The organism is Pseudomonas marvdashtae (genome assembly GCF_014268655.2).
GTDB classification, from domain to species: domain Bacteria; phylum Pseudomonadota; class Gammaproteobacteria; order Pseudomonadales; family Pseudomonadaceae; genus Aquipseudomonas; species Aquipseudomonas marvdashtae.
In genome coordinates this window covers 1,045,850-1,071,643 of the sequence record NZ_JABWQX020000001.1, presented here as the reverse complement: position 1 = coordinate 1,071,643, position 25,794 = coordinate 1,045,850, and the positions used below count along the sequence as shown (strand labels likewise).

The following is a 25,794-nucleotide window of genomic DNA, read 5'->3' as shown; positions in this document are numbered from 1 at the left end:
ATAAGAACAAGGGCCGCTTCGCGACCCAGCGGGAGCAAGCTCCCTCGCCACAAAAGCGCCATTGCCACAAGGGCGCCGGTCAACCGGCCCGGCGCAGCAGCCAGAGGCCGGCCAGCGCGCAGACACCGGCCGGCACCAGCACCGCGAACAGCGGCGAGAAACCGAACACCAGGCTCGATGGCCCGAGCAAATCCTGGGCGATGCGGAAGGTGAAGCCCACCAGCACACCGGTGAATACCCGTTGGCCAAGGGTCACCGAACGCAGCGGACCGAAGATGAAGGAAATCGCCATCAGTACCAGGGCAGCAGTCACCAGCGGCTGCAACACCTTGACCCAAAAAGCCAGCCAGTAGCGACCATTGTTCAGGCCCTGGTCCGCCAGATAGTGGATATATCCCCACAATCCGGTAATCGACAAGGAGTCCGGCGCCATCACCACGGTGCTGAGCAATTGCGGGCTCAGGGCCACGTCCCAACGCTCCTCAGGGGCAGTGACCACTTCGGTGCGTTTGTCATGGAACAGGGTGGTGGTGACGTCCGTCAGTTGCCAGTGATCCTCGGTAAATTTTGCGCGTTTGGCGAAGCTGGACGAGAGCATGTGACGCTGGTCATCGAAGCGATATCGCGTCACGCCATACAGCGTTCCGTTGGGCTGGACCGAGTTGATATGGATGAATTCGTCGCCCTGGCGGTGCCAGAGGCCGTGTTTGGCGCTTTGCGCATCACCGCCGCCCTGGGCCAGGGAACGGTTGGCCTGGGCGGTGTTCTCTGTCGCCGGGGCGACGTATTCACCGATCAGCACACCTACCAGCATCAGCACCAGCATCGGCTTCATCACCGCCCAGACGATCCGACCGATGGACACGCCAGCGGCGCGCATGATGGTCAGCTCGCTGTTGCTTGCCAAGCTGCCCAGGCCGATCAAGCAGCCGATCAACGCGGCCATCGGCAACATGTCGTACAAGCGGCGCGGCGCGGTCAGCAACACGTAGCTCAGGACATCGAGCAGGGTGTACGTATCGCTGACGTCGCTCATTTCGTCGATGAAGGCAAACAAGGTCGCCAGCCCGAGAATGATCCCCAGGACAGCGAGGATCGCCATGAATACGCTACTGCCGATATAGCGATCGAGTTTAACCACGGGCCACCTCCAGCGCGCTGCGACGACTGGCCAGTTTCAGGCGCAGCGGCTCCCAGTAGAGCAACCCCAGGCCAATGGCGAGGAAGATCGAATGCACCCACCACAGGCCCAGGGCCGGCGGGATCTTGCCTTTCTCCAGGGCGCTGCGGGCGGAAATCAGGATGGTCAGGTAAGCCATATACAAAAGAATCGCCGGCAGCAGCTTGAGGAAACGGCCCTGGCGCGGATTGACCCGCGACAGCGGGACCGCCATGAGCGTCACGATGAACACCAACAATGGCAACGACAGGCGCCACTGCAGTTCGGTGCGGGCCCGAATGTCATCGTTGCCCAGCAGGCTGGCCGTAGGCATCGCATCACGGTCGGTGACTTCGTCGCTGGCCTCGGGCTTGGGCAGCAGCACGCCATAGGTGTCGTACTTGATGGCGCGGTAGTCGGCCTGCCCCGGCTTGCCGTCATAGCGGTAGCCATTTTCGAGGATCAGGTAGCGGTTGCCGTCAGGGTTGATTTCCTGGCGGCCCTTCTCGGCCACCAGTACGGAGATGCCGCGATCCTTCTTGGTATCCGATGACAGGTTCTTTTGCGTAATGAAGACCCCGCCCAGGTTGACCCGGTCGTCCGAGAGCTGCTCGGTGTAGGTGACACGCGTCCCGTCGCGCAGGGCCTGGAAGCGCCCCGGCACCAGGGTGTCGAATTCGGTCATGGCGTCCTGCTGGTTGATCAGCAACTGGAACTGATTGGCGCCCTGGGGCGAGAGGCTCAGGCTCAGCCAGGCCACCACCAGCGCCACCAGCGTTGCCGGGAACAGGGTGATGCGAAACAGACGCTGCTGGCTCATGCCGGTGGCCGACAGCACGGTCATTTCACTGTCCAGGTACAGGCGACCGTAAGCCAGCAGGATGCCGAGGAACAACCCCAGCGGCAGGATCAATTGCAGAAAGCCCGGCAGGCGGAACCCCATGATCAGGAACAGCGAGCCTGGGTCCAGGGCGCCGGAGGCCGCCTGGGCAAGGTACTTGATGAAACGCCCGCTCATGATGATGACCAGCAGCACGGCGCTCACAGCGCTCAGGGTCAACAGGACTTCGCGGGATAAATAACGGAAGACGATCAAACCAGACACTCCAGGATTGTCAGGCTAAGGCGGCCAAACAAGACACGTATCGAGCCAGCCCATACGAGCGAGCCGCCGAAAAAAGAGCCGCATTATCCTGTGATTGGAGGCGCCTGTCACTGCGAACGCTTTAATGCAGACGCCTCAACGTCAAAAAGTTAACAACGCCGAGGGTTGTCAGGCTCGGGCGCCGGGGTTCAAACTGCGGCCTTTGTCGCCGGCATGCACCGGCGCTTCTTTTATATAGAAGACAGCTGTTCAGCGCGCCACTGCCCGGCGCCTGCCTCTTGACCATTCACTCAGGGATCCGGACATGGAACTGGTTGTAAAAAGCGTCAGCCCAGAAACGTTGAAGACTGCCACGCTGGTGGTTGCCGTTGGTGAAAACCGCAAGCTTGGCGTAGTCGCCACCCAGCTCGACGCCCTGAGCGGCGGCGCCATCAGCGCCGTGCTCAAGCGCGGAGACCTGGCTGGCAAGGTCGGCCAGAGCCTGTTGCTGCACAGCCTGCCCAACCTCAAGGCCGAACGCGTGCTGCTGGTGGGCGTGGGCAAGGACGCTGAGCTGGGCGACCGGCCGTTCCGCAAGATCATCGCCGGCGTGCTCGGCACCCTCAAAAGCCTGGGCGGCGGCGATGCCGCATTGGCATTGGACGAACTGGTGGTCAAGGGCCGCGACAGCTACGGCAAGAACCGCCTGTTGGCCGAAACCCTGGTGGATGGTGAATACCAGTTCGACCAATTCAAGAGCCAGAAAGCCGAACCCCGCGCCCTGAAGAAAATCACCCTGCTGACCATCAAGGCCGCCCAGGCTGAAGTCCAGCGCGCCGTGACCCACGCCACCGCAATCGCCAATGGCATGGCCTTCACTCGCGACCTGGGCAACCTGCCACCGAATATCTGCCATCCGACCTTCATGGGCGAACAGGCCAAGGCGCTGGGCAAGGAATTCAAGGGCCTCAAGGTCGAAGTCTTCGATGAGAAGAAGATCAAGGACCTGGGCATGGGTTCGTTCTATGCCGTCGGCCAGGGCAGCGCCCAGCCGCCACGCCTGATCGTCATGCAATACAACGGCGGCAAGAAATCCGAGAAGCCTTACGCACTGGTCGGCAAGGGCATTACCTTCGACACCGGCGGCATCAGCCTCAAGCCGGGCGCCGGCATGGATGAAATGAAGTACGACATGGGCGGCGCCGCGAGCGTGTTCGGCACCCTGCGCGCCGTGCTCGAACTGCAACTGCCGATCAACCTGGTGTGCATCCTGGCCTGCGCCGAGAACATGCCCAGCGGCACGGCCTCGCGTCCGGGCGACATCGTCACCACCATGAGCGGCCAGACCGTCGAAATCCTCAACACTGACGCCGAAGGCCGTCTGGTGCTGTGCGACGCCCTCACCTACTCCGAGCGCTTCAAGCCACAAGCGGTGATCGACATCGCCACGCTGACCGGTGCCTGCGTCGTCGCCCTCGGCGCCCATACCTCGGGCCTGCTGGGCAACAACGACGAGTTGATCGGCCAACTGCTCAGCGCCGGCCAGCAAGCCGACGACCGTGCCTGGCAATTGCCGCTGTTCGACGAATACCAGGAACAACTGGACAGCCCGTTCGCCGACATCGCCAACATCGGTGGCCCGAAAGCCGGGACCATCACCGCGGCGTGCTTCCTGTCGCGCTTCACCAAGAACCTGAACTGGGCGCACCTGGACATCGCCGGCACGGCCTGGACCAGCGGCGGCAAGGACAAGGGCGCCACCGGTCGTCCGGTGCCCCTGTTGACCCAGTACCTGCTGGACCGCGCCAAGGCCTGACACCAATGATCACCGGTGCGTCGCCTTCAGGTGGCGCATCGGGAATCAGGAACCGCAATGACCAAAGTCGATTTCTATATCCTGCCCAGCGCCGATCCGTCGGCGCGGCTGGATTTCGCCTGCAAGCTCACTGAAAAGGCCTGGCGCATGGGCCATCGCATCTACCTGCATTGCAGCGATGCTGCCCAGCGCGAGGACCTCGATGCGCGCCTTTGGGCGTTCAAAGGCGAGAGCTTCGTGCCCCATGGCCCGGCCGAAAGCGAACCTGAAGGCTTGATCGTGCTGGGCCTGGGGGATGACTGCGGTCAGCATCAGGACCTGCTGGTCAACCTCGACCTGAAAGTGCCGGCCTTCGCCCAGCGCTTCGCCCGCGTGGCGGAAGTGGTGGTGGAAGACCCGGCCATCCGACAAGCCGCGCGGGAGAGTTTCCGCTTCTACCGCGAACAGGGCTATCCTCTGCAAGACCACCGTTTACAGCGACTCTGAGCCCTACGATGGACACTCCAAAATCGCCACAAAAGCCCACGCACCTGCTGGACGACCTCGAGTCGATCCGCCAACTGCTCGGTGACGACAACCTGCAACCACCGCTGCTGACCGATACGGTCGAGCATGAGCCAGTGCACGACGAACAGATCCCACTGCTGTTCGATCCGATCAATGGACAGCCCGAACCCAAGCCAGCGCCCCAGGCCGAGCCCAAAGGCCCGGATGCCCTGCTGCACCTGGACCGCGAATTGCGCGCGGCCGCGCAATTGATCCTGCAAGACGTGATCGACGATTTCGCCCCGCACATCGAGACCGAGATCAAGCGCCGGCTGGATGCGCGGATGGAGCGGTTGTTGAGCCAGTACGAATAACCCGGCAACCCGGTTGCGGTTGCTTTTGTGGCGAGGGATTTGCTGCGCCTGTAAATACGCACTCGCTGCGTACTGGCTCGCCCTGCGTCCTTCGCCCCGCTATACTTCCCGGCTTTTCCTGAATGAATGCCAATAGGGTCCCGCCGCGCATGGATAAGACCTACCAGCCGCACGCCATTGAAACTTCCTGGTACAACACCTGGGAGTCCGAGAATTATTTCGCTCCGCAAGGCGCGGGCGATTCCTACACCATCATGATCCCGCCGCCGAACGTCACCGGCAGCCTGCACATGGGCCACGGCTTCAACAATGCGATCATGGACGCCCTGATCCGTTTCCGCCGCATGCAAGGTCGCAACACCTTGTGGCAGCCGGGCACCGACCACGCCGGTATCGCCACGCAGATGCTGGTGGAGCGCCGCCTCGAAGCCCAAGGCCAGAATCGCCATGACCTGGGTCGCGAAAAATTCCTCGAGAAAGTCTGGGAGTGGAAAGACGAGTCCGGCGGCAACATCAGCCGCCAGATCCGTCGCCTCGGCTCGTCCGTGGATTGGAGCCGCGAGCGCTTCACCATGGATGACGGCCTTTCGGAAGCGGTCAAGGAAGCCTTCGTGCGCCTGCACGAAGACGGACTGATCTATCGCGGCAAGCGCCTGGTCAACTGGGACACCAAGTTGCACACGGCCATTTCCGACCTCGAAGTGGAGAACCACGACGAGAAAGGTTTCCTGTGGAACCTGAAGTACCCATTGGCCGACGGCGCCAAGACCGCCGAAGGCAAGGATTACCTGATCGTTGCCACCACCCGTCCGGAAACCATGCTGGGCGACTCCGCCGTGGCGGTGAACCCGAACGATGAGCGCTACCAGGCCCTGATCGGCAAGTTTGTCGAATTACCCCTGGTTGGCCGTCGCATCCCGATCATCGGCGACGATTACTGCGACCCTGAATTCGGCACTGGCTGCGTGAAAATCACCCCGGCCCACGATTTCAACGACTACGAAGTCGGCAAGCGCCACAACCTGCCGCTGCTGAACATCTTTGACAAGAACGCCAATATCTTGCCGGCCGCCCAGGCCTTCAACCTCGACGGCACGCTGAATGAAAGCATTGACGGCCAGATCCCGGCCGAATACGCCGGCCTGGACCGCTTTGAAGCGCGCAAGCAGATTGTTGCCGCATTTGATGCCGTCGGCCTGCTGGTCAGCGTCGACGATCACGCCCTGAAAGTGCCGAAAGGTGACCGTTCCGGCACCATCATCGAGCCGTGGTTGACCGACCAATGGTACGTGTCCACCAAACCGTTGGCCGAGCCGGCGATTGCCGCCGTGGAAGACGGCCGCATCCAATTCGTGCCCAAGCAATACGAAAACATGTACTTCTCGTGGATGCGCGACATCCAGGATTGGTGCATCAGCCGTCAGCTGTGGTGGGGCCATCGCATCCCGGCCTGGTACGACGAGTCGGGCAAGGTTTATGTCGGCCGCGATGAAGCCGAAGTCCGCGCCAAGCACAACCTGGGCCCGGACGTTGCGCTGCAACAGGACAACGACGTTCTCGATACCTGGTTCAGCTCCGGCTTGTGGACGTTCTCGACCTTGGGCTGGCCGCAGCAGACCGAATTCCTGAAGAAATTCCACTCCACCGATGTATTGGTCACCGGCTTCGACATCATTTTCTTCTGGGTCGCCCGGATGATCATGCTGACCATGCACTTGGTCAAAAACGAAGACGGCACGCCGCAGGTACCGTTCAAGACCGTGTACGTCCACGGCCTGGTGCGCGACGGCCAGGGCCAGAAGATGTCCAAGTCCAAGGGCAACGTCCTGGATCCGCTGGACATCATCGACGGCATCGACTTGGAAACCCTGGTGCAAAAACGCACTTCAGGCCTGATGCAGCCGAAACTGGCGAAGAAGATCGAAAAGGCCACCCGCGAAGAGTTCGCCGACGGCATCGCCAGCTATGGCACCGATGCCCTGCGCTTCACCTTCTGCTCGCTGGCGTCCACCGGTCGCGACATCAAGTTCGACATGGGCCGCGTCGAGGGCTATCGCAACTTCTGCAACAAGATCTGGAACGCCGCGCGCTACGTGTTGGACAAGGGCGAAGACTGTGGCCAGAACGGCGAAGCCGTTGAACTGACCTTGGCCGATCGCTGGATCATTTCCCAGCTGCAACGCACCGAAGCCGAAGTGACCCGTCAGCTGGATCAGTTCCGTTTCGACCTGGCGGCACAAGCGCTTTACGAGTTCATCTGGAACCAGTACTGCGACTGGTACCTGGAACTGTCCAAGCCCGTGCTGTGGGACGAGAACGCGCCGGTTGAACGCCAGCGCGGCACCCGTCGCACCCTGGTTCGCGTATTGGAAGTGGCGCTGCGCCTGGCGCATCCGTTCATGCCGTTCATCACCGAGGAAATCTGGCAACGCGTCGCACCGTTGGCCGGTGCCCAAGGCAAGACGATCATGTTGCAACCTTGGCCGGTGGCCAACGAAAGCCGCATCGATCCGGCGGCCGAAGACGACATCGAGTGGCTCAAGACCTTCATGCTCGGCCTGCGCAACATCCGCGCCGAAATGAACATCGGCCCAGGCAAGCCGCTGACCCTGTTCTTGAAGAACGCCAACGCCGAAGACCTGCGTCGTCTCAACGAAAACGAGGCGCTGCTCAAGAAACTGGCGAAGCTCGAATCGGTGACCGTGCTGGCGGCTGGCGAGGAAGCACCGCTGTCCGCCACCGCTCTGGTCGGCGAGATGGAAGTGCTGGTGCCGATGGCTGGCTTGATCGACAAGGCCGCCGAACTGGCGCGCCTGGACAAGGAAATCCTGCGCCTCAAAGGCGAAGTCCAACGCGTCGGCGGCAAGCTGTCCAACGCCGGCTTCGTTGACAAGGCTCCGGCTGATGTCATCGAGAAGGAACGAGCCAAACTGGCCGAGGCTGAGCAGGCCCTGGGCAAATTGGGCGAGCAGCACGCGCGAATTGCCAGCTTGTAACGGCGACGCGCAACGGAAGAAGGAGGCCCTGGAGGCCTCCTTTTTTCTGCCTGTCACTTTCCCTACCGTATCGTTCCCACATTTAAACCTCGCAGTCATCACGACCAGGCTGGATGTGGGACAATGCCTGCCACTTTTTGAGCCAGCCCCGAATCGACCCGCCATGACCGCCCCCCGCTCTCCCAAACCTGCCCGCCCAAAATCCAAGCCCGCCACCGAAGCCACGGCGCCACGGGAAAAGGCCAGCCTGCATCCACGAAATCGCCATCAGGGCCGCTATGACTTCCCCGCGCTGATCAAGTCGACGCCCGAACTGGCCAAATTCGTGATCATCAATCCCTACGGCAAGGAAAGCATCGACTTCGCCAGCCCCGAAGCCGTGCGGGTGTTCAACCGGGCGCTGCTCAAATCTTTCTATGGCATTGCCCATTGGGATATCCCCGCCGACTACCTGTGCCCGCCGGTACCCGGCCGTGCGGACTATGTGCACTTCCTCGCCGATCTGCTCGCCAGCCATAACGGCGGCGAGATCCCTCGTGGGGCGGCGGTCAAGGTGCTGGACGTCGGCACCGGCGCCAACTGTGTTTATCCGCTGATCGGCCACAGCGATTACCGCTGGCACTTCCTCGGCTCTGAGATCGACCCGACGGCGATTGCTTCAGCCAAGGCCATCGTTCAATCCAATGGCTTGAACAAGGCCATCCAACTGCGCCAGCAAACCAACCGCAAGCAGATCCTGCTGGGTCTTTTGGAAGACGGCGAACGGTTCGACCTGACGATGTGCAACCCACCGTTCCATGCATCCCTGGAGGAAGCCACCAAAGGCAGCCAGCGCAAATGGCGTGCGCTGGGCAAGGCGGACCCGAAACGCAAGTTGCCGGTGCTGAATTTTGGCGGACAGGCGGCGGAGTTGTGGTGCGAGGGTGGGGAAGTGCGCTTCGTGACCCAACTGATCAGTGAGAGCGTACAAGTGGCCGGGCAAGTGCTGTGGTTCAGCACGCTGGTGTCGAAAGCCTCGAACCTGCCGGCGATTCAATCCGCGCTGAAGAAGGCCGGGGCGCTGCACAGCCAGGTGGTGGAAATGTCCCAAGGCCAGAAGCAAAGCCGCTTCGTGGCTTGGACTTTCCAGGACGAGGCGCAACAGCAGGCATGGCGTAAGGCCCGCTGGGTCCGCAAGGACCTTGGTTAACGCGCCACAGACCACTTTATCCAAGGCAACAAAAAACCGTGCCCGGATCACTCCGCGGCACGGTTTTTTATTAAAGCGATCTTACTTGTTGACCGCGTCGGTCAGGCCTTTAGCCACAACCAGCTTGATCACTTTCTTGGCCGGGATTTCGATGGCTGCGCCAGTCGAAGGGTTGCGACCGGTACGGGCAGGACGCTCGGTGACTTTCAGCTTGCCAACACCTGGCAGGGTGATTTCGCCGCCGTTTTCCAGCTGATCAGCAACGACTTGGCCCAGTTGGTCCAGCAGAGCACGCACGGTAGCTTTTGGTGCGTCTACAGATTCAGCCAAATCAGCGATCAGTTGGTCTTTAGTAAGAGCCATGTAGTGTTCCTTCCCTATCAAATTCATATGGATTGCAGAGTGCAGTGTCAGCCATCGAGCCCGATCTATCTGATCAGCCACCCTCGGTCATCACCACGACGGATCGGGGTAATAGATGCCGAAATCCGGGTTTGGTTCGACCTGACAAATGCTGAATGCACGCTTAACGCAGAGACTTCGCGTAAGACCGGGCAAAACTAGCACAACGCCTGTGAAATATCCGCCTCTACCTACCCATTTGGTCAGCTTTATTGCGCTAAATCGGTAAAAAAATGCTCTGTGAGTGTCGGACGGGTCTGAAAGAACCTTCGGCGCCTCCCAAAACCAGTGTTTGCGGTACACTGGGCCCTTTTTCGGGGAGCACGCCCTCCTCTCTTTTGTCAGCCGAGAAAACCATGCCGATCCGTCATTGCATCGTCCACCTGATCGACAAAAAACCCGACGGCAGCCCTGCTGTGCTCCATGCCCGTGACTCGGAACTGGCCGAGTCCACCGCCATCGAACACATGCTCGCCGATCTCAATGAGAGCTATAACGCCAAACAAGGCAAGGCCTGGGGTTTTTTCCATGCCGAGTCCGGGGCGCATCCGTTCAGCGGCTGGCTGAAGGAGTACCTGGACGGCGGCAAGGATTTCACCGCGTTCAGTCGCGTGTCGGTGGAACACCTGCAAAAACTGATGGAAGAGTCCAACCTGTCGGTGGGCGGCCACGTGTTGTTCGCGCATTACCAACAGGGCATGACCGATTACCTGGCCATCGCCCTGCTGCACCACAGCGAAGGCGTGGCGGTGACCGACGAACTGGATGTCACGCCGTCCCGTCACCTGGACCTGGGCCAATTGCACCTGGCGGCGCGCATCAACGTGTCGGAGTGGCAGAACAACAAGCAGTCCAAACAATACATTTCGTTCATCAAGGGCAAGAACGGCAAGAAAGTCTCGGAGTATTTCCGTGACTTCATCGGCTGCCAGGAAGGCGTCGACGGCCCTGGCGAGACTCGCACCCTGCTCAAGGCATTCAGTGATTTCGTCGAAAGCGAAGACCTGCCCGAAGACGACGCCCGGGAAAAAACCAAGACCTTGGTGGATTACGCCAGCAGCCAGGCCAAGCTCGGCGAGCCGATGGGGCTGGCAGAACTGTCCGAGCTGATCGACGAAGATCGCCCGAAAGCCTTCTACGACCACATCCGCAACAAGGACTACGGGTTGTCGCCGGAAATCCCCGCGGATAAGCGCACCCTCAACCAGTTCCGCCGCTTCACCGGCCGCGCCGAAGGCTTGTCCATCAGCTTCGAAGCGCACTTGCTGGGCTCCAAGATCGAGTATGACGAGGAAGCCGGCACCTTGATCATCAAGGGCTTGCCGACTTCGCTGACTGATCAGCTCAAGCGGCGCAACTGAGCGTTTTTTGCCAACGTAGTGCTGGGGCGATAACTGCTACACGACTTACTCTTTATTGTTCGACCCCGACATCGAGGCATGAGCGGGGTATTTTTAGCAATACGACGCTCGACGACCTAATACGGATTTTCAGCTAGGGCAGTCCTTAGGGGCAGAAGATCATACAATCATTGCACGACGACCGATGGCATGTGGTGATAGATCTGAGCAACCTTTAAACTGCTAAAACATAGAATTTAATCGCGAACCATCATAAAAAACTGTTAACTCTGACAGTACTCCCTCTTCAAGCTACTGCGTAACCTAATACTAAGAGGAACTTCAGGCCTCTTAATATTAAAATCCAGAGCAATCGGAGAAAACAATGACTCTTCAAGCCCCCGTCTTTATTAGCGCCGCACTAGATAGTAGCGGAAACCCTCCTTACGTCGTCACTGGTACGGCTCACCCAAACAGTTCAGTAACCATTTGGGAAACCAACACCGACGCCACTCTGGGAACCGCTATTTGCGATGCAGGTGGAAATTTTTCCACTTCCTTAGATCTCACTCAGGCAAGCCACCAAAATTCTGGCGCGGTGTTAGTGATCGGAGGCATTTGCAGGACTCCTAAGGACTCATCTGGGTATGCCAAAGACTTCATGTTCTATCTTTGAACAATAAATATCCAGCGTTGCCCTTAGAAACAAGGGCAACCCCTCGTAATCTAACCAACCTTCACGCTTTCGCAAGAAATTTGAAACCTATCCTTGGAAAGTGCACATGCACCACCCCGCCACGCTCATCTTCGCGACGCAGAATCAATTCCTCGCTACCGGCAAACACCAACTCCCCGGCCACCGGATCGACACCATAGTCCGTCGCCGCAATGGTCACCTGTTGCCCTGCCGTGAACCCATTCGGTTCGTTGAATGACTCGTCCGGCAGCGCTGCCGGCGTAGCGTTGCGGGCAACCTCCAAGGCTTCTTCGGAACTCATCTGGCTCGACGCGCCATGGCCAAAACCCAATACCCGCGCGAGCCACGACGATACTGCTGGGTACTCATCCACCAACGGTGAAGTGACTGGCGTGCCCTTGAGAAACCACAGTGGATGAGCCATGGCAAAGTCGGCAATCGACGGATCACCCAACAGGAAGTCGCCCTCTTCGCGCAACAGCTGCTGTTCGAGTCGAGCCATGATCGTCGGCCATTGGTGCTTGGCCTGCTCGGTAGCCAAGCGCGTGGTCGTGCCGCCGCTGAACAGCCCGGCGCGGTCGCTGATGAACGCCTTGATCGCTTCGGGCGATAGCTTGGCGAAACGCACCGCCACCGATTCAGGCTGGAACACCAGGCTCACCGCGTGCTGGAACACCACTGAATCGGCCCAGGCGGCAAAGGACGCGGCGATCATTTCCCGACCTTCGGGAAACAGTGCCGGCGAGGCTTTTTCCTGCTCCAGCCGGCGGGCCATCAGCGACGTATCGCAATAGATGTCCGCGCCAATCTGCAATACCGGGGTCTTGCGATAACCGCCCGTCAGCGCCGTCAGGTCAGGCTTGGGCATCATTGGCGGGATGCTCACCGAACGCCAGGACAAGCCCTTGAAACCCAGCAACAGTCGGGCTTTTTCCGCGAAAGGAGACGTCGGGTAATGATGAAGAATCAGCTCTGACATGGGATTCGCCACTGCAGGAATGAAGTCTTGCAGCTTAGCGCGCCTCGCCGGGACAGCCTACCGGCCTGATAAAGGCCTATCAGCCCGGCTGATGAAGCGCCAGCGCACTGGCCACCAGGCACTCCTTGGCGCTTTTCCTGAGCTTTTTGATCAGCCGCTCCTGGCGCAGGGCCTCGCCCTTGTCGCGACAGGCCTCGGTATACACCAGGGCCACTGCCGGGCTGGACAGGAAGAAGCGCGCGCCCTTGCCGCTTTGATGCTTGGCGAAGCGCCGCGCCGGGTCATCGCTGATGCCGCAGTACAGCGAGCCATTGGCAGCCCGCACAAGGTAGACGAACCAGGGCTTGTCCGCTTCGACGGGGGCTTGTGCAGGCAGATCGGGAGAAAGGTCGGCGGTCGTCACAAGATATTCAACAGATGCACAGAACAAGCCGCGATCTTATCAGCGACTGGCCTGGAATGCCCGCAGCCCCTTGAGCGCCTGGGCCCTGACGGCGTTGCGCACCAGCGGCGTCCAGCCCAGCAGCAGGCCCTTGGTACCCAACGCCTGGCGGGACCAGCGCCACAAATCGAAACTGTCGTGATGCTCGCAAATCTTGCCGTCGCGAAACACGAAACGCGCCTGGATATCGTTGACGACGGTATTGCCGGTCTGACTGAACAGGTACGTCGCCACCCAGTGCGCACCACCGGTACGCTCATCGCTGCGCACGTTATCGAAGGTCAGGGAAAAATCCTTGGCCCGGGTCGTCAACATGCGCCACATGTCACCGGCATCACGCCCGCGCAGTTCGCCGAACGCTGGATCGCTGAACACCACGTCGTCGGTGTAGCAGGCGCTCATGGCTTCGGCGTCCAGGCGCTGGAACGCCTCATAGAAGCGGGTCACCAGGGCGTTGTGGGTGTCACTCATGGAAGGGCTCCGAAAAGATTTCAGTAACCGGCACGATAATCTGCCTGCGCGAGGAAGACTATCGTCATTCGCCATGGAAATGACATCAGTGAAGATCGTCGACCCTTTCGCTGACGACGCCCACGTACAATGCCCGTCCGGCACCGACGCCGGCAATGATCGCTCCCAGGCCAATCAGGCCGAAGATCCAACCCAGAGCATTCCAGCCGCCGGTCCAGTCGTGGACCACGCCCACCGCGAACGGCCCCAGTGACGCCAGCGTGTAGCCGAAGCCCTGGGCCATGCTGGAAAGGTTCGCCGCCACATGTGCATCCCGCGAACGCAACACGATCAGCGTGAGCGCCAGGCTGAACGTCGCACCCTGACCCAACCCCAGCAGGATTGCCCAGCCCCACAGACCGTCAAGGGGCGCATAGAGGCAACCGAACAGGCCGCCCAGGGCCATGACCATGACGATGACAATGGCCAGCCGTTGATCCTTGCCACGCGTGGCCAGCCACGGCGCCGCCAGGGAGCTGATCAACTGCACGAGCACGGAACCGGACAGCACCAGGCCGGCCTGGGTCGGCGTCAGTCCACGGCCGATGAGAATCGAGGGCAACCAGCCAAATACGATGTAGGCCAGGGAAGACTGCAGCCCCATATACAGCGTTACCTGCCAGGCCAGTGGATCACGCAGCAAACCGCGAACCCGATAAGCCGCCTGGTGCGCGCCGTGCTTCTGTCCCACTTGTGGCAGCCAGAACACCGCCGCCGCCAGCGCCGGAATCATCCAGAAACCCAGGCCCAGCGACCAGCTGTCGCCCAAGCGCTCGCTCAAAGGCACCGTCGAACCGGCCGCCATCGCGGCGCCCAGGCACAGCGCCATGGTGTAGACACCGGTCATGGCGCCGGCCTGTTTGGCGAAGTCGCGCTTGACGATGCCCGGCAACAGCACGCCGATCACGCCGATGCTCGCACCGGCCAGGACGCTGCCGGCGAACAGCCCGAACTGGCCGAATGAACTGCGCAGCACGATCCCCCCGGCCAACGTCAGCAAGATCCCCAGCACCACGCGCTCGGCACCGAAGCGCCGAGCCAGCACCGGCGCCAACGGCGCAAACAGCCCCAGGCAAAGCACCGGCAGCGTCGTCAGCAGACCGGCCTGGGCCGCCGACAGACCGAGGCTTTTTGAAACCTCGCTGAGCAACGGCGCCATGCTCGACAGCGCCGGACGCAGGTTCAGTGCCACCAGGATCAACCCAAGCAACAGCAGCCAGGGCCGGCGCACCAACGGATGGCGCTGCTGGGTTTGCTCATCGTCGGCTTCGGCGTCGATCAACAATTCTTCGAGTTCGGCGGCGCGCTTGTTCGGCGTCGCAGGGGTGAGGTCAAGCGGATCGCGGTACATGGAAAGCTCTGGGTTCAGGGTTCATTGATCAACTGGCGGCAAAGGACCTTGGCTCATTGCCGAACCTGTCGTTCCACAGCGTCGAGGATTCGATGTGCAGATCGAATACAGGGTGATGGCGAGGACAAGTTTGAGGCTCTGGCGCAACTGCGCCGATGACGCAGGAGAAGTAGCGTTAACGTTCGCTGAGCGCAGGGGCTGGCAGCATGGGTCGAATTTTCTGACAGGTTAGTCAGCTTCTTGTAGGACGGCAACCACCTAAGGTCAATGGGAGGGAAAAGGAGTGAAATTTTCGATTGGTAAAAATTACCCTTTAAGGGTAATTTCAAGAACAGGGCAAACAGTTCTATGGAAAAGAGCACACCCCACTACGACCTGGCAGTGGTCAAGGCAAAAGTACTCAGGCTGGGGAGCAAGGCATTCACACTGAGCGCTCAGGAAGGCGGTCGAAGAATGTCGTTAAGCACTGCAAGGATGCTGCGAATCATTGCCTCGCTGGAGTACAGGATGTTGCACAAGTCGATGACGACCTATGCCGATCATCGAGTCTGGCAGGACGTTTATCACACAGCATTTCAGGATCGGGAGATTTACATCAAGGTGACCTACCGCCCTGGCGGTGGCCATCCGGTAGTCTCCTTCAAGGAGAAAGACCAATGAAAACGCAGCAATGTGTCAACTGCGGTACCCAAGACGCAATGCAACACTTTGAGGGCCGCAGCTTTACCATCGACTACAAGCAGGTAGCACGGCAGGTGCACGACATCGCTGGATGGGAGTGCAGGAGCTGTGGTGAGATCGAATTTGATCACGACACCGACAGCGCGGAACGTTATTCCCGCGTGAGCGATCAGTTGCTCGAAGATTACGCCCAGGCGATAGGGACAGAGATGAAACGCATCCGCCGCAAACTGCAGCTCACGCAGAAAGACGCGGTGAAGCTGCTGTCTGGCGGCGGACACAACGCCTTTTCCCGTTACGAGCGGGGCGAAATCGCCCCACCGCAACCACTGTTCATGCTGATGCGTCTGCTTGATCGTCATCCACATTTGATGGCTGAGGTACGCGCACTGAGCGAGGGCACCGATTTGAAGCAGTTGTTAGCTATCTGCCATCCGGAGCAGGAAATCGTCCTGACACCCTGACTCCCAGAAAAAACAAACCCGGACAAGTCCGGGTCTATTTTCACTGCCTAAGACTGGATCAATGCAAGATCTGGCTCAGGAACAACTTGGTGCGATCATTCTGCGGGTTGTCGAAGAAGTCGTTCGGCGCGGCCTGTTCGACGATTTCACCTTTGTCCATGAAGATCACGCGGTTGGCCACGGTGCGAGCGAAGCCCATTTCGTGGGTCACGCAGAGCATGGTCATGCCGTCTTCGGCCAGGCCGATCATGGTGTCCAGCACCTCTTTCACCATCTCGGGGTCGAGTGCCGAAGTCGGTTCGTCGAACAGCATGATTTTCGGCTTCATGCACAGGGCACGGGCGATGGCCACGCGCTGTTGCTGACCGCCGGAGAGCTGGCCCGGGTACTTGTGCGCCTGCTCTGGAATGCGTACGCGCTCCAGGTAATGCATGGCGATTTCCTCGGCCTTGCGCTTGGGCATCTTGCGCACCCACATCGGCGCCAGGGTGCAGTTCTGCAGGATGGTCAGGTGCGGGAACAGGTTGAAGTGCTGGAACACCATGCCGACTTCACGACGGATCGCTTCGATCTGCTTGAGGTCGTTGGTCAGTTCCACGCCGTCGACCACGATGCGGCCCTGCTGGTGTTCTTCCAGACGGTTGAGGCAGCGGATGGTCGTCGACTTGCCGGAACCCGACGGGCCGCACAGGACGATACGCTCGCCCTGCTTGACGTTCAGGTTGATGTCTTTCAACACGTGGAACTGGCCGTACCACTTGTTCACGCCCTGCATCTGAATAATGCCTTCAGGGCTCACAGGCTGTTTGATCGCTTCACTCATGAGTCAACTCCTAACGCTTGTGGCCAGTGTCCAGCTTGCGTTCCAAATGCATGGAATAGCGGGACATACCAAAACAGAAAATCCAGAACACCAGGGCGGCAAACACATAGCCTTCAGTGGCCATGCCCAGCCATTTCGGGTCGGCGGCAGCTTGTTTCACGCTGTTGAGCAGGTCGAACAGGCCGATGATGATCACCAGGCTGGTGTCCTTGAACAGCGCAATAAAGGTGTTGACGATCCCCGGGATCACCATCTTCAGCGCCTGCGGAAGGATCACCAGGCCCATGCTGCGCCAGTAGCCCAGGCCCATCGCCGCGGCCGCTTCGTATTGCCCCTTCGGAATCGCTTGCAGACCGCCACGCACCACTTCGGCCACATAGGCCGACTGGAACAGGATCACGCCGATCAGTGCCCGCAGCAGCTTGTCGAAGTTCATGCCTTCAGGCAGGAACAACGGCAGCATCACCGACGACATGAACAGCACCGTGATCAACGGCACACCGCGCCAGAACTCGATGAAGGTCACGCAGACCACGCGGATCGCCGGCATGTTCGAGCGCCGGCCCAGGGCCAGGACGATGCCCAGCGGCAAGGCGCCGGCGATACCAACGGTGGCAATCACCAGGGTCAGCATCAGGCCGCCCCATTGGCTGGTCGCCACGGTGGCCAGGCCGAACACGCCGCCGTGCAGCAGGCACCAGGCGATGATCGGATACAGCACCAGGAAACTCAGGCCGTAGATCGCCTTGCGCGGGAAGCGCGAGATGAACAGCGGCGCCACGCCGATCACGGCCAGCCACACGGTCAGGTCCACGCGCCAGCGCAGGTCCGCTGGGTAATAGCCGTACATGAACTGGCCAAAACGCTGCTGGATGAACACCCAGCAGGCGCCCTCCTTGGTGCAGTCGGCTTGAGTGGTGCCGACCCAGTTGGCATCGAGAATCGCCCAGCTGAGAATCGGTGGGACCACCAGGTAGATCAGGTAGAACGCAAACAGGGTCAGCAGCGTATTGAGCCAGCTGGAGAACATGTTCGCGCGCATCCATGCCATCGGCCCGAACACTTTGCTCGGTGGCGGCATATCAGGTTTGAAAGTATGGGATGTCATGCGCGTTTCCTCACCGCTCGATCAGCGCAATGCGCTTGTTGTACCAGTTCATCAGCAAGGAAATGCTGATACTGATCGCCAGGTACACACTCATGGTGATCGCGATCACCTCGATGGCCTGGCCGGTCTGGTTCAACACCGTGCCGGCAAACAGCGAAACCATTTCCGGGTAACCGATACCGGCCGCCAGGGAAGAGTTCTTCGCCAGGTTCAAGTATTGGCTGGTCAGCGGCGGGATGATCACGCGCAGGGCTTGCGGGATGATCACCTTGCGCAAGGTCGGACCGTTGCGCAGGCCCAGCGAGTGAGCCGCCTCGGTCTGGCCATGGCTGACCGACTTGATCCCCGAACGGACGATTTCGGCGATGAACGCCGCGGTGTATACGGTCAAGGCGAGGGTCAAAGCCAGCAGCTCAGGAATCAGTACCCAGCCACCCACGAAGTTGAAGCCCTTGAGTTCCGGCATTTCCCAATGCACAGGAGCACCGAAGATCGCGGCGCAGAGTGCCGGGATCACCAGGAACAGCGCCAGGCCGACCCAGAACTTATGGAACGGTTCACCGGTCGCTTCGAAACGCTTGTTGGCCCAGCGGGTCATCAGCACGATGGCGACAATCGCCAGCACCACGCTGACCGCGAACGGCCAGAACCCTTCGGCCATCAACGCCGCGGGCATGTTCAGGCCCCGGCTGCTGACAAAGAAGGTATCAGCGAAACTGTGGGCGGCGCGCGGCCCAGGCATGGTCAGGAAGACCGCGAAGTACCAGAACAGGATCTGCAGCAGTGGTGGGATGTTGCGGAAGACTTCCACGTACACCGTCGCCACTTTGGCGATGATCCAGTTTTTCGACAGCCGGGCCACGCCGACAATGAAGCCGAGGATCGTCGCCAGGATCACGCCGATGAACGTCACCAGCAATGTGTTGAGCAACCCGATGACGAAGACGCGGGCATAGCTGTCCGCTTCGGTGTAGTCGATCAGGGTTTGAGCGATGCCGAAACCGGCACTGCGCTCCAGAAAGCTGAAGCCGGAGGTAATACCCCGGTGCTCAAGGTTGGTTTGCGTGTTATCGAACAGAAACCAGCCCAGGGAAACAACCGCCACGATAGTGACGATCTGAAATACCCACGCACGCACTCGTGGATCGCTGAGGCTGAGCCTCTGCTTAGGTGCGCCGATTGAATTTTGCATGAAGTGCCCCGCAAAGAATGGAACAGAACATCACCCGGTGGTTGGCCCACCGGGTGATAGAACCATCAGCGCACTGGTGGTGCGTATTGAATGCCGCCTGCGTTCCACAGAGCGTTCAGGCCGCGATCGATTTCCAGCGGGGTGCCCTTGCCGAGGTTGCGCTCGAAGATTTCGCTGTAGTTGCCGACTTGCTTGACGATCTGAACAACCCAATCTTTCGGCAGCTTCAGGTCTTTGCCGTATTCGCCGTCAGCGCCGAGCATACGAGCGACGTCCGGGTTCTTGGTGGACTTGGCTTCAGCTTCGACGTTCTTCGAAGTGACGCCGGCTTCTTCCGCGTTGAGCAAGGCGTAGCCAGTCCAGCGCACGATTTTCGACCACTCTTCATCGCCATTACGCACGACTGGGCCCAGTGGCTCCTTGGAAATGGTTTCCGGCAGAACTACGTAGTCCTTCGGCGAAGCCAGCTTGCTGCGCTGGGCGAACAGCTGGGACTTGTCGGAGGTCAGCACATCGCAGCGACCGGATTCCAGCGACTTGGCGCTTTCATCGGAGGTGTCGAAAGTGATGGGGGTGTACTTCAGGCCATTACCGCGGAAGTAGTCGGAAACGTTCAGCTCAGTGGTGGTACCGGCCTGGATGCAGATGGTCGCACCGTCCAGTTCCTTGGCGCTCTTGACGCCCAGCTTGTTGTTTACCAGGAAGCCGATGCCGTCGTAGTAGGTAATGAAGCCAGGGAACACCAAGCCCATGCCGGCATCGCGGGAACTGGTCATGGTGGTGTTGCGCGACAGGATGTCGATTTCGCCGGACTGCAGCGCGGTGAAGCGCTCCTTGGCGTTCAACTGGCTGAATTTCACCTTGTTGGCGTCGCCAAATACGGCGGCGGCCACGGCGCGGCAGAAGTCAGCGTCGATGCCGAGGATCTTGCCGGAGGCATCAGGTACCGAGAAACCCGGCAAACCATCGCTCACACCGCACTGTACAAAGCCTTTCTTCTGCACGGCATCCAGGGTTGCACCCGCCTGAGCGAACCCACTGGCGCCGAGAACTGCTGCTGCAGTCACGACTGCCAGGGTGGATTTCAGTAACTTCATTCAAACCTCCAGTTTTGCTCTTGTTGTGTCGGAGCTTGAGCCCTGTCGCACCCTTTTGAGGCATTGCCGACCCTTGTTGGCTTTTTTTAGGGTCAACCGACGTCTGGGCCTTCGCTATGAGTCTAATCATGAGAGCGCCTATAAACAGCGCCTTACTCACTTCTCACCAATCGGCCGAACGGGCTGTAGCCCTTCACGTTCGCGAAGCCCGTAGCGGCTATTGGCGAACATCCATCACCGGATTCTGATATCCCATGCGTCGCGTCGAGCTGATAGTGTTACCGCGCAGCGTAAGAATCATCACTCAGGCTTCCCCATAGCAAAGCCCGTACCACACCGCTGCGCTTGCCCCTTACTAAACACGTCAAGACAAAAAGTTGTAGCATTGCGACATCTAATTAACTGAGGCACCAGGCCCGCACCGTAATCACGCACTGATTGAGCGCGCCCGCACATTTTTGGAGCACACCATGACCGACCCCTTGATTATCGAGCCCTTCAGCACCGCCGACGCGTGCGTTATCTGGCTCCACGGCCTGGGCGCCGATCGCTACGACTTCATGCCGGTCGCCGAAATGTTGCAGCAAAGTTTGCTGACCACGCGGTTCGTCCTGCCCCAGGCACCGACGCAGCCGGTCACGATCAACGGTGGCTACGCCATGCCCAGTTGGTACGACATCCGTGCCTTGAGCCCGGCCCGGGCCATCGACGAGCAGCAACTGGAAGCCTCCTCGCAACGGGTCATCGAGCTGATGGAAACCCAGCGAGCCAGCGGAATAGACGCCTCGCGGATCTTCCTGGCGGGTTTCTCCCAAGGCGGCGCGGTGGTTTATCACACGGCATTCGTCAAATGGCAGGGGCCACTGGGCGGCGTGATCGCATTGTCCACGTACGCGCCAACGTTCAGCGAAGAACTGCAGTTGTCTGCCAGCCAGCAACGCGTTCCGGTACTGGCGCTGCACGGACAGTACGACGAAGTGGTACTCAACCCGATGGGGCGAACCGCGAAAGAATATTTGAAGCAGCATGGTGTCACCGTGACATGGCAGGAATACCCAATGGGCCACGAAGTGTTACCCGAGGAGATCCGCGACATCGGTAACTGGCTGGCCGAGCGGTTGCGCTAAGCGGCCAATCGCCACGCCGGTCCTTTGACGATCACACTACGCCGCGCCCGTTTCTTGCATTACACTGGCCGGCGTACATTCCTTAACCAATCGATGAGATGACCGTGCTCAAAGCACTCAAGAAGATGTTCGGTAAAAGCGAGGCCGAGCAGCTCGCGCCTGGCACCAGCGCGCCGGTCCACGGCCCGAGCCGTACCGAAGCACCCCAGCAGCCGCGCCGCGCCGCGCCGGTTGCCAGCGATAAAAAAGCGTCGGCGCCCGCTGCCGCCACCGAGCCTGACGTTTCCCCTGCACCGGAACGGCCACCCGAAGCCGCCAAGCCGCGCCGCGAACGCGCACCGAAACCGCCGGTTGTCGCCTGGAAGCTCGATGATTTCGCCGTAGAGCCCCAGGAAGGCAAGACCCGTTTCCACGATTTCAAACTGGCCCCGGAACTGATGCACGCCATCCACGACTTGGGTTTCCCGTATTGCACGCCCATCCAGGCGCAGGTGCTGGGTTTCACCCTGGCCGGCAAAGACGCCATCGGCCGTGCCCAGACCGGCACCGGCAAGACCGCGGCATTCCTCATTTCCATCATCACCCAACTGCTCCAGACGCCGCCGCCCAAGGAACGCTACATGGGCGAGCCACGGGCGTTGATCATCGCGCCGACCCGCGAGCTGGTGGTGCAGATCGCCAAGGACGCCGCCGACCTGACCAAATACACCGGCCTGAACGTGATGACGTTCGTCGGCGGCATGGACTTCGACAAGCAGCTCAAGCATCTCGAAGCCCGCCACTGCGACATCCTCGTCGCAACACCGGGCCGCCTGCTGGATTTCAACCAGCGCGGCGACGTGCACTTGGACATGGTCGAAGTGATGGTGTTGGACGAAGCCGACCGCATGCTCGACATGGGCTTCATCCCGCAGGTGCGTCAGATCATTCGCCAGACGCCGCCAAAGAGCGAACGCCAGACGCTGCTGTTCTCTGCCACGTTCACCGAAGATGTGATGAACCTGGCCAAGCAATGGACCACCGACCCGTCCATTGTCGAGATCGAGGCGCTGAACGTCGCCAGCGAAAACGTCGAGCAACACATCTACGCAGTCGCCGGTGCCGACAAGTACAAGCTGCTCTACAACCTGGTCAACGACAACGGTTGGGAGCGGGTGATGGTATTCGCCAACCGCAAGGACGAAGTGCGCCGCATCGAAGAACGCCTGGTGCGCGACGGCGTCAACGCCGCGCAACTGTCGGGCGATGTGCCGCAGCACAAGCGCATCAAGACGCTCGAAGGTTTCCGTGAAGGCAAGATCCGCGTGCTGGTCGCCACCGACGTGGCCGGGCGCGGCATCCACATCGACGGCATCAGCCACGTTATCAACTTCACCCTGCCGGAAGTACCGGACGATTACGTGCACCGTATCGGCCGTACCGGTCGTGCCGGGGCCGCCGGGGTTTCGATCAGCTTCGCCGGCGAGGATGATTCCTACCAGTTGCCGTCGATCGAGGCGTTGCTGGGGAAAAAGATCAATTGCGAAACCCCGCCGACGCATTTGTTGCGGCCGGTTGAGCGCAAGCACTCTTGATTATTTGAAGTGATGGGTCCGATCAGCGCAGCCGTGACAGCTGCGCTTTTTTTTTGCAGGTGCTTATGACTTCCAGCGATCCGCCGCCGCGTGATCGCTGTCCCGCCCTTCAACCCAGCGCGGGCCGTCAGCGGTGTTTTCCTTTTTCCAGAAGGGAGCGCGGGTCTTGAGGTAGTCCATGACAAAGGCGCAGGCATCGAATGCCGCCTGGCGATGGGCGCTGGCGGCGGCGACGAAGACGATTGGCTCGCCCGGCTCCAGGGCGCCGATGCGGTGCAGCACTTCCAGCTTGAGCAATGGCCAGCGCTGCTCGGCCTCGTCGGCGATCTTGCCGAGGGCTTTTTCGGTCATGCCCGGATAATGCTCCAGGAACATGCCAGACACATCCAGTCCGTCGTTGAAGTCACGCACGTAGCCGACAAAACTCACGACCGCCCCGACGCCGACGTTGGCCGCGTGCATCGCGTTGACTTCGGTTCCCGGGTCGAATGGATTGGCCTGCACACGAATCGCCATGGCTCAGCCTCCGGTCACGGTGGGGAAGAACGCCACTTCGTCACCCTCCGACAGCGGTTCATCAAGCTGGCACAGGTCTTCGTTGCGGGCGCACATGAGGTTCTGCTCCTTCAGCACCTCGGCACCGTCACGTTGGGCGAGCAACGCGCGCACATCGTCGACCGTGGCGAAATCGCCTTCCACCTTTAGCGAATCCACACCAAGCGCTTCACGGTATCGGGCGAAGAACTTCACCGTGATGTTCATGACGCGTCCGCCTGGAAGTGGCCGCTCTTGCCGCCAAGCTTCTCCAACACCCGCACGCCTTCGATGGTCATGCCCCGGTCCACGGCCTTGCACATGTCATAAATGGTCAACGCGGCGACGCTGGCGGCGGTGAGGGCTTCCATTTCCACGCCGGTCTGCCCCGACAGTTTGCAGCGGGCGACGATGCGCACCCGGTCCTCGCCTTCGGCATTGAGCTCGACCTTGACGCTGGTGAGCATCAGCGGGTGGCAGAGCGGAATCAGGTCGCTGGTTTTCTTGGCCGCCTGGATGCCGGCAATACGCGCAACGGCGAACACATCACCCTTGGGGTGACCGCCGCTGACGATCATCTGCAGCGTGTCGGGCAGCATGCGCACAAAGGCTTCGGCGGTGGCTTCACGGAACGTCACGGCCTTGTCGGTCACGTCGACCATGTTGGCGCGACCTTGGGAATCGAGATGGGTCAGCACAGGGTAACTCCTGATCAGGAGCGTCGATTGTAAACCTGTGAGTCAGATTCCGGCAGGGCTGATTGTCGCACCTGCAATTGCCAGGCACTGCAAAGCCCCTTGTGGAAGCCATAAAAAACCGAGCGACGGTGAGGTCGCCCGGTTTGGCTGGGATTACAGGTGAGATTCGGCGTATTCGGCCAGGATCGAGCGCGGTACGCCCTGCAGGGTGATATGGACCCCGTTTGGGAAATCCTTGAAACGTTCGGTCAAGTAGGTCAACCCGGAGCTGGTCGCGGACAGGTAAGGAGTGTCGATCTGCGCCAGGTTACCCAGGCACACCACCTTGGAACCGGCACCGGCACGGGTGATGATGGTTTTCATCTGGTGCGGGGTCAGGTTCTGGCATTCGTCGATCAGGATCAGGCTCTGCTGGAAGCTGCGGCCTCGGATGTAATTGAGGGATTTGAACTGCAACGGCACTTTGCTGAGGATGTAATCGACGCTGCCATGGGTGCTTTCATCATCCATGTGCAAGGCTTCGAGGTTGTCGGTGATGGCGCCCAGCCAAGGCTCCATTTTTTCCGCTTCGGTGCCGGGCAGGAAGCCGATTTCCTGATCCAGGCCCTGCACGCTGCGGGTGGCGATAATGCGCCGGTAGCGCTTGCTGACCATGGTCTGTTCGATGGCGGCGGCCAGGGCCAGGATGGTCTTGCCGGAACCGGCGGCGCCGGACAGGTTGACCAGGTGAATGTCCGGGTCGAGCAAGGCGAACAAGGCCAGGCTCTGGTAGATGTCACGCGGTTTGAGGCCCCACGCCTCCTGGTGAAGCAAGGGCTCCTGGTGCAGATCGAGGATCAGCAGCTTGTCGACCTGGATTTCCTTGATCCAGCCGACGAATCCTTGTTCATCGATAATGAATTCATTGATGTGCACTGCCGGCAGGTTGTCGATCAGTTGCACCTGGTGCCAGGTGCGACCATGGTCCTGGCGAGTCTCGACCTTGCTCACACGGTCCCAGAAGGAGCCGGTCATGGTGTGGTAGCCGTTGGGCAGCAGCGATACGTCGTCGACCAGTTGGTCGGTGCTGTAGTCCTCCGCCGCGATTCCGCAGGCACGGGCCTTGAGGCGCATGTTGATGTCTTTGGTCACCAGCACGACAGCTTGGTCCTTGTTGCGCGCGTGCAGGTCGATCAACTGGTTGATGATGATGTTGTCGTTCAGGTGTTCAGGCAGCACCAGGTTGGGTTCGGTGCGTTTGCTCATCAGGATCGAGAGCAAGCCCTTGGGACCACTTTTGCCGCGCTGGATCGGTACCCCGAGTTCAACGTCTTCGGGCGAGGCGTCGCCCAAGGTCTTGTCGATCAGGCGGATCGCCTGCCGGCATTCAGCCGCCACGCTGTGATGCCCGCTCTTGAGCTTGTCCAGCTCTTCAAGCACGGTCATCGGGATGGCAACGTGGTGTTCTTCGAAGTTCAGCAGCGCGTTTGGATCGTGGATCAATACGTTGGTATCGAGTACATACAGGATTGGCTGGTTGGAGGAAGGGCTACGTCCGTGGTCATCCATACTCGGTCACCTTTGTGGGGGCCATTCGACGCAATACCGTGACAGTGCTGCGCCTCGAGGTAGCCACCGAATTCACCCGCGAGGATTCAGGTGAACTGCACACAATCTGGGTCTTGGAAGACG

The 25,794-nt window shown here is 60.2% G+C and carries 25 protein-coding genes; 10 read left to right on the top strand and 15 right to left on the bottom strand.

All coding sequences use genetic code 11. The features are described from left to right. Window positions 1-79 precede the first annotated feature (79 nt). Window positions 80-1,141, bottom strand: coding sequence for an LPS export ABC transporter permease LptG (lptG, locus tag HU742_RS04960; protein WP_186640885.1), 1,062 nt, complete (start codon window positions 1,139-1,141; stop codon window positions 80-82). Continuing rightward, window positions 1,134-2,255 carry an LPS export ABC transporter permease LptF gene (gene lptF / locus HU742_RS04955; protein WP_186640883.1) on the bottom strand — a complete coding sequence of 374 codons (1,122 nt, stop codon included), beginning with the start codon at window positions 2,253-2,255 and terminating at the stop codon, window positions 1,134-1,136. The genes lptG and lptF overlap by 8 nt, the downstream gene beginning before the upstream one ends. A gap of 313 nt (window positions 2,256-2,568) precedes the next feature. Here lptF and HU742_RS04950 point away from each other — a divergent pair, with 313 nt between their 5' ends. The 5 genes from HU742_RS04950 (at window position 2,569) to rlmF (ending at window position 9,104) form a co-directional block, all read left to right on the top strand. After that, window positions 2,569-4,059, top strand: coding sequence for a leucyl aminopeptidase (locus HU742_RS04950; RefSeq protein WP_186640881.1), 1,491 nt, complete (start codon window positions 2,569-2,571; stop codon window positions 4,057-4,059). Between the two features lie 57 nt (window positions 4,060-4,116). Next, on the top strand, window positions 4,117-4,545 hold the full coding sequence (locus tag HU742_RS04945) for a DNA polymerase III subunit chi (protein WP_135847032.1): 429 nt from the start codon (window positions 4,117-4,119) through the stop codon (window positions 4,543-4,545). An 8-nt stretch (window positions 4,546-4,553) separates the two neighbouring features. Then, window positions 4,554-4,919 carry a DNA polymerase III subunit chi gene (locus tag HU742_RS04940; RefSeq protein WP_186643563.1) on the top strand — a complete coding sequence of 122 codons (366 nt, stop codon included), beginning with the start codon at window positions 4,554-4,556 and terminating at the stop codon, window positions 4,917-4,919. A 149-nt stretch (window positions 4,920-5,068) separates the two neighbouring features. Then, window positions 5,069-7,915, top strand: a complete 2,847-nt coding sequence (locus HU742_RS04935) for a valine--tRNA ligase (protein ID WP_186643562.1) — start codon at window positions 5,069-5,071, stop codon at window positions 7,913-7,915. Window positions 7,916-8,078: 163 nt separating this feature from the next. Continuing rightward, window positions 8,079-9,104 carry a 23S rRNA (adenine(1618)-N(6))-methyltransferase RlmF gene (rlmF, locus tag HU742_RS04930; protein ID WP_186643561.1) on the top strand — a complete coding sequence of 342 codons (1,026 nt, stop codon included), beginning with the start codon at window positions 8,079-8,081 and terminating at the stop codon, window positions 9,102-9,104. An 81-nt stretch (window positions 9,105-9,185) separates the two neighbouring features. On the opposite strand, the gene HU742_RS04925 is transcribed toward rlmF, so the two are convergent. Then, on the bottom strand, window positions 9,186-9,467 hold the full coding sequence (locus tag HU742_RS04925; protein WP_186640872.1) for an HU family DNA-binding protein: 282 nt from the start codon (window positions 9,465-9,467) through the stop codon (window positions 9,186-9,188). Between the two features lie 395 nt (window positions 9,468-9,862). Here HU742_RS04925 and yejK point away from each other — a divergent pair, with 395 nt between their 5' ends. Further along, window positions 9,863-10,867 (top strand): nucleoid-associated protein YejK, encoded by a 1,005-nt coding sequence (yejK, locus tag HU742_RS04920; RefSeq protein ID WP_186643560.1) that lies wholly within the window; start codon window positions 9,863-9,865, stop codon window positions 10,865-10,867. 716 nt (window positions 10,868-11,583) lie between these two features. Here the strand turns inward: yejK and HU742_RS04910 are convergent. The 4 genes from HU742_RS04910 to HU742_RS04895 all read right to left on the bottom strand — a co-directional run bounded on the left by HU742_RS04910 (window position 11,584) and on the right by HU742_RS04895 (window position 14,825). Then, complete coding sequence (locus HU742_RS04910) at window positions 11,584-12,522, bottom strand: glutathione S-transferase family protein (RefSeq protein ID WP_186643558.1); 939 nt, start codon at window positions 12,520-12,522, stop codon at window positions 11,584-11,586. Between the two features lie 79 nt (window positions 12,523-12,601). After that, window positions 12,602-12,925 (bottom strand): GIY-YIG nuclease family protein, encoded by a 324-nt coding sequence (locus HU742_RS04905; RefSeq protein ID WP_186640861.1) that lies wholly within the window; start codon window positions 12,923-12,925, stop codon window positions 12,602-12,604. A 39-nt stretch (window positions 12,926-12,964) separates the two neighbouring features. Further along, on the bottom strand, window positions 12,965-13,435 hold the full coding sequence (locus tag HU742_RS04900) for a nuclear transport factor 2 family protein (RefSeq protein ID WP_186643557.1): 471 nt from the start codon (window positions 13,433-13,435) through the stop codon (window positions 12,965-12,967). Window positions 13,436-13,520: 85 nt separating this feature from the next. Continuing rightward, a complete protein-coding gene (locus tag HU742_RS04895) occupies window positions 13,521-14,825 on the bottom strand; it encodes a CynX/NimT family MFS transporter (RefSeq protein ID WP_186643556.1) in 1,305 nt (434 codons plus the stop codon). 348 nt (window positions 14,826-15,173) lie between these two features. On the opposite strand from HU742_RS04895, the gene HU742_RS04890 reads away from it, so the two are divergent. Beyond that, window positions 15,174-15,485 carry a type II toxin-antitoxin system MqsR family toxin gene (locus HU742_RS04890; protein ID WP_186643555.1) on the top strand — a complete coding sequence of 104 codons (312 nt, stop codon included), beginning with the start codon at window positions 15,174-15,176 and terminating at the stop codon, window positions 15,483-15,485. Then, on the top strand, window positions 15,482-15,970 hold the full coding sequence (locus tag HU742_RS04885) for a type II toxin-antitoxin system MqsA family antitoxin (RefSeq protein ID WP_186643554.1): 489 nt from the start codon (window positions 15,482-15,484) through the stop codon (window positions 15,968-15,970). Before HU742_RS04890 ends, HU742_RS04885 begins: the two co-directional genes overlap by 4 nt. A gap of 58 nt (window positions 15,971-16,028) precedes the next feature. Here the strand turns inward: HU742_RS04885 and HU742_RS04880 are convergent, their stop codons facing one another. The 4 genes from HU742_RS04880 to HU742_RS04865 form a co-directional block, all read right to left on the bottom strand. Further along, window positions 16,029-16,793, bottom strand: coding sequence for an amino acid ABC transporter ATP-binding protein (locus HU742_RS04880; RefSeq protein WP_003178331.1), 765 nt, complete (start codon window positions 16,791-16,793; stop codon window positions 16,029-16,031). A 10-nt stretch (window positions 16,794-16,803) separates the two neighbouring features. Then, window positions 16,804-17,901 carry an amino acid ABC transporter permease gene (locus tag HU742_RS04875; protein ID WP_186610952.1) on the bottom strand — a complete coding sequence of 366 codons (1,098 nt, stop codon included), beginning with the start codon at window positions 17,899-17,901 and terminating at the stop codon, window positions 16,804-16,806. Between the two features lie 10 nt (window positions 17,902-17,911). After that, window positions 17,912-19,093, bottom strand: coding sequence for an amino acid ABC transporter permease (locus tag HU742_RS04870; RefSeq protein WP_186643553.1), 1,182 nt, complete (start codon window positions 19,091-19,093; stop codon window positions 17,912-17,914). Window positions 19,094-19,158: 65 nt separating this feature from the next. Then, a complete protein-coding gene (locus tag HU742_RS04865) occupies window positions 19,159-20,190 on the bottom strand; it encodes an amino acid ABC transporter substrate-binding protein (RefSeq protein WP_186643552.1) in 1,032 nt (343 codons plus the stop codon). Between the two features lie 470 nt (window positions 20,191-20,660). Between HU742_RS04865 and HU742_RS04860 the strand changes: the two genes are divergently transcribed. Together HU742_RS04860 and rhlB are read left to right on the top strand one after the other, a co-directional pair. Next, window positions 20,661-21,317, top strand: a complete 657-nt coding sequence (locus HU742_RS04860) for an alpha/beta hydrolase (protein ID WP_186643551.1) — start codon at window positions 20,661-20,663, stop codon at window positions 21,315-21,317. Window positions 21,318-21,415: 98 nt separating this feature from the next. Continuing rightward, window positions 21,416-22,891, top strand: coding sequence for an ATP-dependent RNA helicase RhlB (rhlB, locus tag HU742_RS04855; RefSeq protein ID WP_186638402.1), 1,476 nt, complete (start codon window positions 21,416-21,418; stop codon window positions 22,889-22,891). Between the two features lie 63 nt (window positions 22,892-22,954). On the opposite strand, the gene moaE is transcribed toward rhlB, so the two are convergent. From moaE to HU742_RS04835, 4 genes are all read right to left on the bottom strand, one after another. Continuing rightward, a complete protein-coding gene (gene moaE / locus HU742_RS04850; protein ID WP_186638401.1) occupies window positions 22,955-23,407 on the bottom strand; it encodes a molybdopterin synthase catalytic subunit MoaE in 453 nt (150 codons plus the stop codon). 3 nt (window positions 23,408-23,410) lie between these two features. Next, entirely contained in the window at window positions 23,411-23,653 is a 243-nt protein-coding gene (gene moaD / locus HU742_RS04845; RefSeq protein ID WP_186643550.1) for a molybdopterin converting factor subunit 1, read from the bottom strand. Then, window positions 23,650-24,123, bottom strand: coding sequence for a cyclic pyranopterin monophosphate synthase MoaC (gene moaC, locus HU742_RS04840; protein ID WP_030139643.1), 474 nt, complete (start codon window positions 24,121-24,123; stop codon window positions 23,650-23,652). The genes moaD and moaC overlap by 4 nt, the downstream gene beginning before the upstream one ends. A gap of 153 nt (window positions 24,124-24,276) precedes the next feature. Continuing rightward, entirely contained in the window at window positions 24,277-25,671 is a 1,395-nt protein-coding gene (locus tag HU742_RS04835) for a PhoH family protein (RefSeq protein WP_072408927.1), read from the bottom strand. Between the last annotated feature and the right edge of the window lie 123 nt (window positions 25,672-25,794).

Excerpts from the sequence above, each read along its gene's own strand:
- HU742_RS04950 (WP_186640881.1), top strand. The coding sequence starts at position 2,569 with ATGGAACTGGTTGTAAAAAGCGTCAGCCCAGAAACGTTGAAGACTGCC.
- HU742_RS04945 (WP_135847032.1), top strand. The coding sequence starts at position 4,117 with ATGACCAAAGTCGATTTCTATATCCTGCCCAGCGCCGATCCGTCGGCG.
- HU742_RS04935 (WP_186643562.1), top strand. The coding sequence starts at position 5,069 with ATGGATAAGACCTACCAGCCGCACGCCATTGAAACTTCCTGGTACAAC.
- moaE (WP_186638401.1), bottom strand. The coding sequence starts at position 23,407 with ATGGCGATTCGTGTGCAGGCCAATCCATTCGACCCGGGAACCGAAGTC.
- rlmF (WP_186643561.1), top strand. The coding sequence starts at position 8,079 with ATGACCGCCCCCCGCTCTCCCAAACCTGCCCGCCCAAAATCCAAGCCC.
- HU742_RS04885 (WP_186643554.1), top strand. The coding sequence starts at position 15,482 with ATGAAAACGCAGCAATGTGTCAACTGCGGTACCCAAGACGCAATGCAA.
- HU742_RS04875 (WP_186610952.1), bottom strand. The coding sequence starts at position 17,901 with ATGACATCCCATACTTTCAAACCTGATATGCCGCCACCGAGCAAAGTG.
- HU742_RS04925 (WP_186640872.1), bottom strand. The coding sequence starts at position 9,467 with ATGGCTCTTACTAAAGACCAACTGATCGCTGATTTGGCTGAATCTGTA.
- HU742_RS04860 (WP_186643551.1), top strand. The coding sequence starts at position 20,661 with ATGACCGACCCCTTGATTATCGAGCCCTTCAGCACCGCCGACGCGTGC.
- rhlB (WP_186638402.1), top strand. The coding sequence starts at position 21,416 with ATGACCGTGCTCAAAGCACTCAAGAAGATGTTCGGTAAAAGCGAGGCC.
- HU742_RS04900 (WP_186643557.1), bottom strand. The coding sequence starts at position 13,435 with ATGAGTGACACCCACAACGCCCTGGTGACCCGCTTCTATGAGGCGTTC.
- moaD (WP_186643550.1), bottom strand. The coding sequence starts at position 23,653 with ATGAACATCACGGTGAAGTTCTTCGCCCGATACCGTGAAGCGCTTGGT.
- HU742_RS04890 (WP_186643555.1), top strand. The coding sequence starts at position 15,174 with ATGGAAAAGAGCACACCCCACTACGACCTGGCAGTGGTCAAGGCAAAA.
- HU742_RS04910 (WP_186643558.1), bottom strand. The coding sequence starts at position 12,522 with ATGTCAGAGCTGATTCTTCATCATTACCCGACGTCTCCTTTCGCGGAA.
- HU742_RS04865 (WP_186643552.1), bottom strand. The coding sequence starts at position 20,190 with ATGAAGTTACTGAAATCCACCCTGGCAGTCGTGACTGCAGCAGCAGTT.
- HU742_RS04940 (WP_186643563.1), top strand. The coding sequence starts at position 4,554 with ATGGACACTCCAAAATCGCCACAAAAGCCCACGCACCTGCTGGACGAC.
- yejK (WP_186643560.1), top strand. The coding sequence starts at position 9,863 with ATGCCGATCCGTCATTGCATCGTCCACCTGATCGACAAAAAACCCGAC.
- HU742_RS04895 (WP_186643556.1), bottom strand. The coding sequence starts at position 14,825 with ATGTACCGCGATCCGCTTGACCTCACCCCTGCGACGCCGAACAAGCGC.
- HU742_RS04835 (WP_072408927.1), bottom strand. The coding sequence starts at position 25,671 with ATGGATGACCACGGACGTAGCCCTTCCTCCAACCAGCCAATCCTGTAT.
- HU742_RS04880 (WP_003178331.1), bottom strand. The coding sequence starts at position 16,793 with ATGAGTGAAGCGATCAAACAGCCTGTGAGCCCTGAAGGCATTATTCAG.
- HU742_RS04870 (WP_186643553.1), bottom strand. The coding sequence starts at position 19,093 with ATGCAAAATTCAATCGGCGCACCTAAGCAGAGGCTCAGCCTCAGCGAT.